This window comes from Paenibacillus albicereus (assembly GCF_012676905.1).
Taxonomy (GTDB): Bacteria; Bacillota; Bacilli; order Paenibacillales; family Paenibacillaceae; genus Paenibacillus_O; species Paenibacillus_O albicereus.
Genome location: NZ_CP051428.1, coordinates 962,916 through 975,845 on the forward strand (window position 1 = coordinate 962,916; position 12,930 = coordinate 975,845).

The window sequence follows — 12,930 nt, forward strand, 5'->3', positions numbered from 1 at the left end:
AAGGGAGAGCGTTCAAAACGGATAGCGGATGATGCTCTGCAGCTCGGTCTCCTCGGCGGATTCGTTGTGGTAGGCATGGGGCTGGTCCGCGCTGAAGCGGATGGCGTCGCCCGCGGATGCCGCGTGCCACTCCTCGCCGATGCGCAGGCGCAGCGCGCCGCGCGTGACGACGACGTATTCCTCGACGCCCTCGTGATGGGGCTCGGACTCGTAGGCGCAGCCGGGCTGCATGACGACGCGGTAAATCTCGAAGCGGGATTCGTCGCTGTACGGAAACAGCGGGTAGCTCGCGTAGCGTCCGTCGTCGGCCGTGATCGGCACGACGGCCGAGGCGGGGACGAGGGTCACGCTCTTGCGGTCCTCCTCGATCAGGTCGGATACCGAGATGCGCAGGCCGCTGGCGATCTTCCACAGGATCGTGATCGTCGGATTGGAGTCCGCGCGCTCGATCTGGGCGAGCATCGTCTTGCTGACGCCGGTCAGCTCGGACAGCTTGTCCAGGCTATGGCCCCTGGACTTGCGGATTCGTTTGAGGTTGCGGGCGACGCGCAGCACCATCGTATCCATGAGACACCTCCGTGCGTTAAGGAACATGATCCCTTATTCTAGCACGATGAAGCGTCAGCGCGCTATCGGCAGATTCGGAGCGCTGTAACTCGCTTCGGCTGTTGTGCTAAGATGAGAGCAATTCAGGCGCGACGCCGGGAAGGAAGAGGGCATTGGCTAAGCTCAAAGACATCGCCGAGCGGCTCGGCGTATCGATATCGACCGTATCCCGCGCGATCAGCGGAGACCGGACGCGCCCGGTCAGCGAGGAGACGAAGCGCAAGGTGCTGGAGGCGGCGCGGGAGCTGGGCTATCCGCTGCAAGGGGGGCTGGCTCATGCGGCAGGAACGGACCGCGTCCAGCTGACCTGCATCCTGCCGGGCAGCCTGATGGGGCATCACCCGTATTTCACCGCCGTGCTCGAAGGCTTCCACCGCAAGCTGGAGGAGCTCGGCCAGCCGCCGGCGCTGATGCGCGCGAGCGAGGAGCTGCGGGAGCCGGGACGGCTGCAGTCCATGCTGGAGGAAAGCGGCACCCGAGGCGTGCTGGCGCTCAGCTGGTATGATTCTCGGCTGTACGCGCAGCTGGCGGAGGCAGCCGTGCCGGTCATCGGCGTCAGTCTCAACGACGAGTCGGTCGTCGGCATCCCGATCGTCGATTGCGACCGGCTGGCTGCCGCCCGGATGGCGGTCCGCCATTTGCAGGAGAGGGGACATGAGCGGATCGGCTTCGTCGGCGGGCCGGCGTTCGACCGCACCTTGGAGCGGGACGAGCGGTACATCGGCTACAAGTTCGCGATGCTGGAGGCGGACCGGCATCCCGATCCGCGCTGGATCGTCAACTCCGAGTGGATCATCGAGAAAAGCTACAGCGAGACGCTCGAGATGCTGAGACGACTCGAGCCTTTCGAGCGGCCCGATGCCATCTTCTGCGCGAGCGACTCGCTGGCGATCCCGGCGATGCGGGCCGTCATCGACTCGGGTCTGCGCATTCCGGAGGATGTCGCCTTCGTCGGCATGGACAATATCGAGTTCGCCCAGTACACGTCGCCGCCGCTGACTTCGGTCCACGTGCCTCGGGAGGAGATCGGCGCGGCCGCCTGCACGTTCCTGCTGGACTATGCGCTGGGCGGGCATCAGGGCGCTCGGAAGCTGCTGCTCCCTTGCGAGCTCATCGTGCGGGAGTCGTCCGGCGCCGCACCGGCCGGAGCGGTGTTGGCGGAGGAGCAGCCGCGCGAGCCGGCGGGGAAGTAGCCGCGAGAGCTGGCGGCAGGGCCTTGACGGCGGGGCGGGTTGCGTAGAGGGGGTCCGGACTACCTTCGTGCGTCGTATGGGAGAGTAGATCGTGGGTAGAAGGGGTCCGGACTACCTTCATGCGGCGTATGGGAGAGTAGATCGTGGGCTGAAGGGGTCCGGACTACCTTCATGCGGCGTATGGGAGAGTAGATCGTGGGCTGAAGGGGTTCGGACTACCTTCATGCGGCGTATGTGAGAGTGAATCATGCGCTGAAGGGGTCCGGACTACCTTCATGCGGCGTATGGGAGAGTAGATCGTGGGCTGAAGGGGTCCGGACTACCTTCGTGCGTCGTATGGGAGAGTGGATCGTGGGCTGAAGGGGTCCGGACTACCTTCGTGCGTCGTATGGGAGAGTAGATCGTGGGTAGAAGGGGTCCGGACTACTTTCATGCGGCGTATGGGAGAGTAGATCGTGCGCTGAAGGGGTTCGGACTACCTTCATGCGGCGTATGGGAGTGTGGATCGTGGGCTGAAGGGGTCCGGACTACCTTCATGCGGCGTATGGGAGAGTAGATCGTGGGCTGAAGGGGTTGGGACTACTTTCATGCGGCGTATGGGAGAGTGAATCATGCGCTGAAGGGGTCCGGACTACCTTCGTGCGGCGTATGGGAGAGTGGATCGTGGGCTGAAGGGGTCCGGACTACCTTCGTGCGTCGTGTGGGAGAGTAGATCGTGGGCTGAAGGGGTTCGGACTACCTTCGTGCGTCTTGCCTCAAGCCGAGTCGGCTATTTCCATGCAGAGCGGCCCGGCACGCTAAGCGCTAATGGCGCCTAGGGGCGATAAATTTGCACGTAAATTCGCGCGTGGAATAAATCGAACAAGAGACGAAGCCTGCGCAGCTGGCTTCGTCTCTTGTCATTCCTGATGGGCATAATCCAAATAATTTGGATTAAAAATTCCAAAATCCCACCTTGCCGATCCTGAGTAAATCTGCTAATCTAAGCTCCGAATCGATGAAAGCGTTATTTTTATCGCATAAATGAGATTTGCAAAACGAAAAGGGTGCTTCAGAGGGAGCGAACAGCTCGGATTTGATCCAAAATTGATTAGATATTTGGATTTTTGATTGACGTTTTGGATTGAGGCCTGCTAAGATCGAGCTGTGTTAGAAAAGCTGACAATTCCTTCGCCAAACCAATGTGCAAGGGGGAGAAGAGTCGTGCCCAAGCTTCAGAAGCAGAACAAAGTCGGCGCGAAGCCCGCATCGCCCGTCGGCGCCCCCGCCCTGCTCGCGGCGTCCGCCTCATCGCCCTCACCGACGCCGCCCGCAGGCGGCGGGGCGTCCGCATCGCCCGTCGGCGCCTCCGCCCTGCTCGCGGCGTCCGCCTCATCGCCCTCGCCGACGCCGCCCGCAGGCGGTGGGGCGCCCGCATCGCCCGTCGGCGCCCCCGCCCTGCTCGCGGAGTCCGCCTCATCGCCTTCGCCGACGCCGCCCGCAGGCGGCGGGGCGTCTGCGCCGCTCCGGCCTCTCGCCAAGCGAGGCCGCCCTGCCGGCGGATCGCCGCTCGCGCGCCGGATCGCCCGCAACTGGCAGCTGTACGCGATGATCGCGCCGGTCCTCGCCTATTACTTCGTGTTCCACTACGCCCCGATGTACGGCATCCAGATCGCGTTCAAGGACTTCCGCATCAACAAGGGCATCTGGGACAGCCCATGGGCCGGCTTCAAGCATTTCGAGCGCTTTTTCGACAGCTACTTCTTCGAGCGGCTGCTGACGAACACGCTCGAGCTCGGCGCCTATCTGCTGGCGGTCGGCTTTCCGATCCCGATCCTGCTCGCCCTGCTGCTGAACGAAGCCGGCTCCGAGAGGTTCAAGAAGTTCGTGCAGACGGTCACGTACGCGCCGCACTTCCTCTCGACGGTCGTCGTCGTCGGCATGCTCATGATCTTCCTCAACCCCCGCTACGGCCTCGTCAATACGATGCTCGTCTCGCTGGGAGGCGAAGCCGTCAACTTCATGGCCGACCCGGCCTGGTTCAAGACGCTGTACGTGCTCTCCGACGTCTGGCAGACGATGGGCTGGAGCTCGATCATCTACCTCGCCGCGCTCGGCGGCATCGATCCCGCGCTGCACGAAGCGGCCCGCGTCGACGGGGCGAGCCGGCTGCGGCGCATCTGGCACATCAACCTGCCGGGCATCCGCCCGACGATCCTCATCCTGCTCATCCTGAACGTCGGCAGCATCATGTCGATCGGCTTCGAAAAGGTGCTGCTCATGCAGAACAACCTGAACCTCGCCAGCTCGGACATCATCGACACCTACGTGTACCGCAGCGGCATCCTGGACGCGAACTACAGCTTCTCGGCGGCGATCGGTCTGTTCAGCGCCGTCATCAACTTCGTCCTGCTCGTGACGGTCAATTCCATCGCCCGCCGCGCCGGCGGCAGCAGCCTGTGGTAAGGAGGAGACGACCATGCCCGCTACCCGCGAAGACAAAGCGTTCGGAATCGCCGTTTATGCCGTGCTCGGCCTCGTGACGCTCGCCGTCCTGTACCCGTTGTACTACGTGCTCATCGCTTCGTTCAGCGATCCGCTCGCGATCATGAACGGCGAGGTCTGGCTCTGGCCCAAGGGCCTCACCGGCGATTCGTATCTGAACATTCTGGAGAACGACGCGATCCTGCGCGGCTTCCTCAACACGGTGCTCTACACCGTGGCCGGAACCGCCCTCAACCTGACGATGACGGTGCTCGGCGCCTATCCGCTGTCGCGCTCCGACTTCGTCGGCCGCAACCTGTTCATGGGCCTGATGGTGTTCACGATGTTTTTCGGCGGCGGCCTCATCCCGTCGTATCTGCTCATCAAGAACCTCGGCCTGCTCGACACGTTCTGGGTCATGATCCTGCCGGGAGCGGTGTCGATCTGGAACATCATCATCATGCGCACCTACTTCCAGCAGTCGATCCCGCCGGAGATGCAGGAGGCGGCCGTCATCGACGGCTGCTCGAACTTCGGCACGCTGCTGCGCGTCGTGCTGCCGCTGTCGCTGCCGATCCTCGCCGTGACCGTGCTGTTCTATGCGGTGGGCCACTGGAACGCGTTCTTCAACGCGCTGCTCTATCTGTCGGAGCGGCCGAAGTTCCCGCTGCAGCTCATCCTGCGCGAGATTCTGATCCAGGGCCAGACCGACGACATGGTGCGCGCCTCCACGGAGTCGGCGATCAAGGCGAGGCAGGCGGTCGAGGGCATCAAGTACGCCGTGCTGATCGTCGCCAACATTCCGATGCTGCTGCTCTATCCGTTCCTGCAGCGGTATTTCGTCAAGGGGATCCTGGTCGGCGCCATCAAGGGCTGATCCTTCCATATCGACCATACTCGGGAGGGGAATGAACATGGAGAGAAGCTATCGCAAGCGGACGAGGGGACTGCTGGGGCTGGCGCTCGCGGCGGCGATGCTGGCGGCGTGCAGCAACGGCAATGGAGACGGCGCGGGCGGAGGCAGCGGAGCCGCAGGCGGAGGAGGCGGGGCCAAGGCCGACGCCGCCGCTCCGGCCGGGCTCAGCGAGACCGGCTTTCCGATCGTGAGCGAGCCGATCACGGTCAGCGGCTTCGCGGGCAAGTTCATGGCGAACGTCGATTGGAGCACGCTCAAGCTGTGGACCGACTATGAAGCGCGCACGAACATCCATGTGGAATGGGAGACAGTGCAGAAGGACGTGCTCAAGGAGAAGCGCAACCTGCTGCTCGCCGGCGGCAATTACCCGGAGCTGTTTTTCGCCTCGGCCTTTCCGAAGACGGATGTGGCGAAGTACGGCGACCAGGGCGTCTTCCTGCCGCTGAACGATCTGATCGACCGCTACGCCCCGAACTTCAAGGCGCTCATGGAAAAGTACCCGGTCATCGAGCAAGGCATCACGATGCCGGACGGCAACATCTACTCGCTGCCGACGGTGTACGATCCGGAATTCCGCTCCGTCTTCTTCAACACGCCGTGGATCAAGAAGGAGTGGCTCGACAAGCTCGGCCTCTCCGAGCCGACGAACCTGGAGCAGTTCAAGACGATGCTGCAGGCGATCCAGACCGGCGATCCGAACGGCAACGGCAAGCCCGACGAGATCGCCTGGGGCGGCGTCGGCACGAACGGGCTGGTCAGCTACCTGAAGGGCGCCTACGGCCTGAACAATCACGGCACGGCCAATACGTACGTGGACGAGGATCCGGAGGCGGCGGGCAAGATCCGGTTCGTCCCGACGGACGAGCGCTACAAGGAACTGCTGGAATTCGTGCACGGCCTGTACAAGGACGGCCTGCTGGAGAAGGACATCGCTTCGGTCAAGGCAGAGGAGATCGACGCGAAAGGCGCGGAGGGGCTGCTCGGCGTCGTCGACAACGTCGACCCGGTGGCGATCTACAACCAGCAGGGCTACGTCGGCCTGCCCGTGCTGGAAGGCCCGCACGGCGACCGGATGTACACCTACCTCGGCGCCCCGCTCGGCAACATCGGCATGTTCGCCTTGACGGACAAGGCGAAGCATCCCGAGGCGATGGTCCGCTGGATGGACTATTTCTACGGGGACGAGGGCATCCGCAACTTCTTCATGGGCTGGAAGGACGAGACGTTCGTGGAGAACGCGGACGGCAGCGTCGACTACGTCGAAGACATCAAGAACAACAAGGATGGGCTCAGCCTCGACCAGGCGGTCAGCCAGTATCTGATCTGGCCGGGCGGCTACTATCCGGGCTTCGTCACGCAGAAGTATTTCAAAGGCGCCGAGGGGCTGCCGACCTCGGTCGAGAACTCGAAGAAGGCCGACCCGTACGCGCTGCAGGCGGACCAGGTCTGGCCGGGCTTCAACTTCGCCCAGGAGGAGCAGGAGGAGATGGGGACGCTCGGCACGGACATCCAGACGTACGTCGACGAGATGCGCGACAAGTTCATCCTGAACGGAACCGGAGAGTGGGAGGCCTATGTCTCGACGCTGGAGGGCATGGGACTGAAGCGGTACGTCGAAATCTACCAGTCCGCGCTCGACCGCACGCTCGGCTCGAACGGATAGCCGGTGAAGCGCTTGGAATCATCCCTATTAATAGAAGCAAGGAGAGACAACATGGCCCAACTAAAGGCTGTACTGATCGGAGCTGGAGCGCGCGGAGCCAAGGGCTACGCGCCTTACGCGCTCGATCATCCGCATGAGCTGAAGCTGACGGCGGTCGCCGAGGCCGACCCCGTGCGGCTGGAGCGGACCGCCGAGCAGCACGGCGTGCCGCCGGAGGAACGCTACGACAGCTGGGAGCCGCTGCTGGACGGACCGCGCAAGGCGGACATCGCCATCATCTGCACGCAGGACCGGATGCACTACGAGCCGACGATGCGGGCGCTCGCGGCAGGCTACCACGTGCTGCTCGAAAAGCCGATGTCGCCCGATCCGCTCGAATGCCTCGACATGGAGCAGGCGGCCCGCGACCACGGCCGGTTGCTCACGATCTGCCACGTGCTGCGCTATACGCCGTTCTGGGCGGCGATCAAGAAGCTGATCGCGGACGGGACGATCGGCGAGGTCGCGTCGGTCCAGCTCAACGAGAACGTCGGCTACTGGCATATCGCGCACAGCTTCGTCCGAGGCAACTGGAACCGCTCCGACAAGGCGAGTCCGATGATCCTCGCCAAGTCCTGCCACGACATGGACGTGCTGAGCTGGCTCATCGACAAGCCCTGCACGAGCGTCAGCTCGTTCGGCTCGCGGATGCATTTTCGCGAGGAGCAGGCGCCGCCGGGCTCGGCGGACCGCTGCCTCGACTGCGCGGTCGAGCCGGACTGCCCGTACTCGGCGACGCGCTTTTACTTGAGCAAGCCGTATATGGGCTGGGCCGGACATTTCTGCGACAACCTGGAGCGGGAGACGATCCTGCACGGGCTGCGCACGACCGACTACGGCCGCTGCGTCTACCGCAGCGACAACGACGTCGTCGACCATCAGGTCGTGGCGATGGAGTTCGACGGCGGCGCGACGGCGATGTTCAGCATGAGCGGCTTCACGCATGAGCAGGAGCGCCGCATCCAGATCATGGGCACGCGCGGCGAGATCCGGGGCGAGGACGACCTCATCACCGTGTACGACTTTCTGACCGGCCAAAAGACGATCATCCACCCGCCCGTCACCTGGTCCGGGCACGGCGGCGGCGACAGCGGCATCGTGCGCAGTTTCATTGAGGAGGTGCGGAACTACGGCGGGCAAGAGAGCCTGACGTCGGCGGCCGCTTCCGTGCGCAGCCATCTGATGGCGTTCGCGGCGGAGAAGTCCCGCCTCACCGGCGGCGCTCCCGTGCGGCTCGACGAGTACGCGCGGGAGCTGCGCGCGGGCGGAGCGGCCGGCTCGGACAGAGCCGAGGGGTAGCGGAGGCGGCAGGCGGACGGCCGGGGCGAAGGAGCAGCGGCGCAAGCAGGCGGAACGGCCGGGGCGAAGGCCGTGCATAGAGCCCGACATCGGGAGCGGCGCATGCGGCGCGGCGGCGGGACGTCCTAGGCGGGCGGACATCCCGGACGGGCATCCGGGGGCAGGCATAGGATGGGAGCAGCAAGCCATTTTGAGCATGGAGATGATTCCTCTGCCCCGTACGCCAGGTCACGTAACCGTCATCATCGAGAAGGACCGCCGCAGGATCGTCGCGAAAGCGCCGCTCGGCGGCATCGACCGCATCGTCTGCGTCATCAACCGTCAGTACACCAACGCTCCGAACACGACCCAGATCGCCAGCGGCGCCGGCCGCAGCAGCGCATCCGGCAGCAACGCGGCGATCGACTCGCCTTGGACGCGCCAGCAGGAGAGCGTCGGCGCCGGCGGCACCGCGCGCAACGTCGGGCTGAAGGGCGGCCGCGGCGGCAGCTCCCGTCCGCTGCTGCGCGTGCCGGGCGGCAAGGAGCTGGTCATCGTCATCAACGATCAGGTCGTCAAGCTGGCGAAAGGCACGCCGAGCTCCTCCGCCACGCAGATCGCCAGCGGAGCGGGCAGGAGCAGCACCGGCGGCACGAACTCCGCCATCGGCAGCCCCGGCACGTGGCAGCAGGATGCGGTCGGCGGCGGAGGCAAGGCCGTCAACCGACCGGGCAAGCCGAAGCCGGGCTGGCCGAAGCGCCGGCGTATACGCTGACGCGCGAGTCGGGGACATCGGCGAATCAGCGAGCCCAGGGCAGAAACCTGCCCTGGATTCGCAGTTCGGGCCTAATTCGGTGAGTCCAGGGCAGAAATCTGCCTTGGATTCGAGAGCTCGGGCCTGATTCGGCGAATCCAGAGCAGAAATGTGCCTTGGATTCGAGAGCTCGGGCCTGATTCGGCGAATCCAGGGCAGACATGTGCCTTGGATTCGAGAGTCCGGGCCTGATTCGGCCAATCCAGGGCAGAAACCTGCCCTGGATTCGAGAGTCCGGGCCATCTAGGGCCCGAAGATGCGAAGCCAAAGCCGACCGCCTTTGGCTCCGAGCAAGGAGCTGCCTCCACCTGAGGCAGCTCTTTTTCTTTTTCCGCTCATCGATTCGCCGGCCCGAAGCCATCGCTGCATAGGAAAAGGAAAACCGACCCAATCTAAGCCTTGGAACGGGAGCCGCAGCTCCCGCGATCCGATTCGGATGGGAGAGATGAGCATGAGATTCAAGGGCAAGGTCGCCGTCGTCACCGGCGGCGCCAGCGGCATCGGAGCCGCGACCGTGCAGAAGTTCGCGGAGGAGGGCGCCAAGGTCGTCATCGCGGACTTTTCCGATCAGGGACAGGCCGAGGCGGAGCGCCTCCAGGGACTCGGCTGCGAGGCGCTGTTCGTCAAGACGGACGTGACCCAGGAGGAGCAGGTGAAGCGCATGGTCGAGGAGACGGTGCGGGCGTTCGGCCGGCTGGACATCCTGTTCGCCAACGCGGGCATCGCCAACGACGCGCCGGTCGACCAGCTGAGCCATGAGGCTTGGACGCGGACGATCGACATCAACCTGACGGGCGTCTTCCTATGCGACAAGTACGCCGTGCAGCAGATGCTGGAGCAGGGCGGCGGCGTCATCGTCAACTGCGGCTCCATCCACAGCCATGTCGGCAAAGGCTCGGTCAGCGCCTACGCGGCCGCCAAGGGCGGCGTGAAGCTGCTGACGCAGACGATGGCGGCCGACTATGCGGCACGGGGCATCCGCGTCAACGCCGTCTGCCCGGGCTACATCGATACGCCGCTCATCGGCGGCCGCACGGAGGCGATCACGCAGCATCTTGTCTCGCTGCATCCGATGGCGCGGCTCGGCCGTCCGGAGGAGGTCGCGGCGGCGGTGCTGTTCCTCGCCAGCGACGACGCCTCCTTCGTCACCGGGGCGAGCCTGCTCGTGGACGGCGGGTACACGGCGGTGTAGCGAGGGCGGAGCTGCGGAAGCAGCGGCTTGGAAAAGGGGAGGTGCCGGAAGTTTCCGGAGCCTCCCCTTTGCGCGTCGGGCCAGGAGCGTTCGTCCAGCTGCCTATCGAGCTGGGCGGGGCCAGCCAGCCCGTCCAGCCCCTCGCCGCTAGCTCCGTCCGCTCAGCCTCTCTCGCCTACCTCCGCTCGTCCAGCTCCGCCAGCGTCTGCGAGATGGCGACGCGCAGCGCGTCATGCAGCATGGACTGGGGCAGCGAGGGCAGCCCCGGCTTGTCCAGCGCCAGCTCGGTCGAGGCGGGGAAGTGGATGAAGCCGGCGAGGGCGTGCGACCCGCTCTGACGGATGCGGTCCAGGGCGGCGTACATCGTATTGTTGCAAATGAACAAGCCCGCCGTGTCCGAGATGGCAGCGGGAATGCCCGCCGCGCGCAGCGCCTGCTCGATGCGGCGGATCGGCAGCGTGGCGAGCAGGCCGTCCGGCCCGCCGGCCCGGATCGGCTCGTCCTGCGGGCGATTGCCGGCGTTGTCGCCGTAGGCGGCGCCGGCGGGCACGTCCATCGCGTTGACGGCGATCCGCTCCGGCGTGACGGCTGTTCTCCCGGCCGCGAGGCCGCAGCAGAGGACGGCATCCGGCTGCAGGCGGTCGATCTCCTGCGTCAGCCGCTCGGCGCAGTCGCCGAAGACGACCGGCAGCAGCAGCGTATGGATGACGGCGCCGGGGAACGATTCCTCGCGGATGGACGCCATCAGCGCCTCGGTCGGGTTGATGCGGCTGCCCCCGAAGGGCTCGAAGCCGGTGACAAGCAGGTTTCGCATGGAGGGAAGGGCTCCTTTCGCTCGCGGCGGGTTTTCCAGCCGGACAGGGCTGGAGGCGACGATGGCTCTCTCGTCATTATTCCATGCCTGTCCGGTCCGGGCAAAGCCCTTTTTTGGGCGCACGGCAAGTGAACGTCCCGAATACAGGGTAATAGGAAGGAAAAAGAAAGGGAAACGGGAGGAGGAGGAGCGATGGGCTACGAGGAGCTGAGCTGGAACAGCCGCGACGGCGCAAGCATCCACGGCTGCCGCTGGATGCCGGAGGGCCCGCCGGTGGCGGCGGTCGGCATCGTGCACGGGCTGGGCGAGCATTGCGGCGCGTACGATCATGTCGCTGCGTTCTTCACGGAGAGGGGCTTTGCGGTGTTCGCCTTCGACCAGCGGGGACATGGCCGCACAGAGGGCCGCCGCGGCGACTGCCCAGGCTACGACGCGCTGCTGGAACCGGTGGAGCGGATCGTCCAGGAAATGGAGCGGTGCTGTCCGGGCCGGCCTCGCTTCCTGTTCAGCCACAGCATGGGCGGCAATGTGGCGCTCAACTACATGCTGCGCCGCCGTCCGCCGCTGGCGGGAGCCGTCGTGGCGGGACCGTGGCTGAAGCTGGCTCCGGCTCCGCCGCCGGCGAAGCTGCTGTGGGGCCGCCTCCGCGAGCGGGTGCAGCCGGGCTATCGCCTCGCCGGAGCGAACCGCCGGGGCACCTCCGACCCCGACATGCTGCGCCGCTACGACGAGGACCCGCTGCGGCACGGACGGATCACGCTGCGCACGTTCGCCGCGGTCAGCCAGGCGGGCCGCTGGGCGCTGAACCACGCGCCGGAGCTGAGCGTGCCGCTGCTGCTCATGCACGGCGGGGCCGACCGCATCACGTCGCACCGGGCGAGCCGGCGCTTCGCGCAGCGCGCCGGAGAGCGCTGCTCTTACCGGGAATGGCCGGGCTTCCGGCATGAGCTGCATGCCGAAGCGGGCCGGCAGGAGGTGCTGTCCTGCGCCGCCGAGTGGATGCTGGGACGCTGCGGCGAATGCTGACAGCCTTGTTGTCAGGGACGATCCGTTATGCTCTTCCTAGACGAAGAGGAGGCGGTTGGAGATGACGAAACGAATCGGCGAGCGAGTCGGCGAAGCGATCGAGCTTGAGCAGGGAGGCATCTGGACGGAGATGTCAGGCGAGGCGGAGCGCGGCACGATCGTGCTGCTGCATGCGGCGGCGGCGGACGCGAGCCTGTGGGACGGAGTGCTGCCGGCGCTGCATGGCGCCGGCTGGAGGACGGTCGCCCTGGATCTGCCGGGCATGGGGCGGTCGGATCTGCCGGAATCGGCTTACCATGTGTACGAGATCATCCGGGAGCTGCTGGACCGGCTCGGGATCGAGCGCGCGGCGCTGGCCGGCGTATCGGCCGGCGGCCACTGCGCGACCGAGTATGCGGTCTACGATCCGGCGCGGGTCGAGAAGCTGATCCTCGTCAATTCCGGCCTGTTCGGCGCACCGCTCGACTATTCCGAGGAATTGCAGCGGGACAACGCCGAATTCCAGCGCATCATCGGGTCCGGCGATCTGGCGCGGGCGGCGGAGATGTGGACGAAGATGTGGCTGGACGGCCCCGGCCAGCCGCCGGACCGGGTCGCCGCTCCCGTGCGGGAGGCGTTCGTCCGCTACATGGAGGAGCGGCTGCCGAGGCTGGCCGAGTTCCGCTACCCGGACATCATGCCGGATCTCGCCGACCGCCTGCATGAGCTCCAGATGCCGGTGCGAAGCATTTCCGGCGAGCTGGACTACCGCGATACGTTCCATCTGCTGCCGCTGCTGGAGGAGCGTCTGCCGGACTGGAGCGGCGTCGTGCTGGACGGCACGGCGCATTTCCCGATGGTCGACGCTTCGGAGCGGCTCGGCCGCGAGATGGCCGCTTTGCTGAACGAGCGGAGCTAGATCGTCATGCCGCCTTTCCAAGCCTCAT

11 protein-coding genes are annotated in these 12,930 nt (G+C 65.6%); 9 read left to right on the forward strand and 2 right to left on the reverse strand.

Annotation, left to right across the window (positions count from 1 at the left end; translation table 11 throughout):
• Positions 1 to 12: 12 nt before the first annotated feature.
• Positions 13 to 567, reverse strand: a complete 555-nt coding sequence (locus HGI30_RS04250) for a helix-turn-helix domain-containing protein (RefSeq protein ID WP_168906507.1) — start codon at positions 565 to 567, stop codon at positions 13 to 15.
• Between the two features lie 152 nt (positions 568 to 719).
• Here HGI30_RS04250 and HGI30_RS04255 point away from each other — a divergent pair, with 152 nt between their 5' ends.
• The 7 genes from HGI30_RS04255 to HGI30_RS04285 all read left to right on the forward strand — a co-directional run bounded on the left by HGI30_RS04255 (position 720) and on the right by HGI30_RS04285 (position 10,164).
• Entirely contained in the window at positions 720 to 1,799 is a 1,080-nt protein-coding gene (locus HGI30_RS04255; protein WP_168906508.1) for a LacI family DNA-binding transcriptional regulator, read from the forward strand.
• A 1,437-nt stretch (positions 1,800 to 3,236) separates the two neighbouring features.
• On the forward strand, positions 3,237 to 4,244 hold the full coding sequence (locus HGI30_RS04260; RefSeq protein ID WP_407945030.1) for an ABC transporter permease: 1,008 nt from the start codon (positions 3,237 to 3,239) through the stop codon (positions 4,242 to 4,244).
• A gap of 13 nt (positions 4,245 to 4,257) precedes the next feature.
• On the forward strand, positions 4,258 to 5,139 hold the full coding sequence (locus HGI30_RS04265; protein ID WP_168906509.1) for a carbohydrate ABC transporter permease: 882 nt from the start codon (positions 4,258 to 4,260) through the stop codon (positions 5,137 to 5,139).
• A 37-nt stretch (positions 5,140 to 5,176) separates the two neighbouring features.
• The gene (locus HGI30_RS04270; protein WP_235680320.1) at positions 5,177 to 6,841 is read left to right on the forward strand and encodes an extracellular solute-binding protein; all 1,665 of its coding nucleotides are present in this window, start codon (positions 5,177 to 5,179) and stop codon (positions 6,839 to 6,841) included.
• A gap of 51 nt (positions 6,842 to 6,892) precedes the next feature.
• A complete protein-coding gene (locus tag HGI30_RS04275; RefSeq protein ID WP_168906511.1) occupies positions 6,893 to 8,179 on the forward strand; it encodes a Gfo/Idh/MocA family protein in 1,287 nt (428 codons plus the stop codon).
• A 196-nt stretch (positions 8,180 to 8,375) separates the two neighbouring features.
• Positions 8,376 to 8,933: a hypothetical protein gene (locus tag HGI30_RS04280; protein ID WP_235680321.1), complete on the forward strand. Its 558-nt coding sequence runs from the start codon at positions 8,376 to 8,378 to the stop codon at positions 8,931 to 8,933.
• A gap of 490 nt (positions 8,934 to 9,423) precedes the next feature.
• On the forward strand, positions 9,424 to 10,164 hold the full coding sequence (locus HGI30_RS04285; protein ID WP_168906512.1) for an SDR family NAD(P)-dependent oxidoreductase: 741 nt from the start codon (positions 9,424 to 9,426) through the stop codon (positions 10,162 to 10,164).
• Positions 10,165 to 10,339: 175 nt separating this feature from the next.
• Here the strand turns inward: HGI30_RS04285 and HGI30_RS04290 are convergent, their stop codons facing one another.
• Positions 10,340 to 10,978, reverse strand: coding sequence for a pyroglutamyl-peptidase I (locus HGI30_RS04290; RefSeq protein WP_168906513.1), 639 nt, complete (start codon positions 10,976 to 10,978; stop codon positions 10,340 to 10,342).
• Between the two features lie 192 nt (positions 10,979 to 11,170).
• Here HGI30_RS04290 and HGI30_RS04295 point away from each other — a divergent pair, with 192 nt between their 5' ends.
• Positions 11,171 to 12,004 (forward strand): alpha/beta hydrolase, encoded by an 834-nt coding sequence (locus HGI30_RS04295; RefSeq protein ID WP_168906514.1) that lies wholly within the window; start codon positions 11,171 to 11,173, stop codon positions 12,002 to 12,004.
• Positions 12,005 to 12,065: 61 nt separating this feature from the next.
• A complete protein-coding gene (locus HGI30_RS04300) occupies positions 12,066 to 12,902 on the forward strand; it encodes an alpha/beta fold hydrolase (protein WP_168906515.1) in 837 nt (278 codons plus the stop codon).
• Positions 12,903 to 12,930 lie beyond the last annotated feature (28 nt).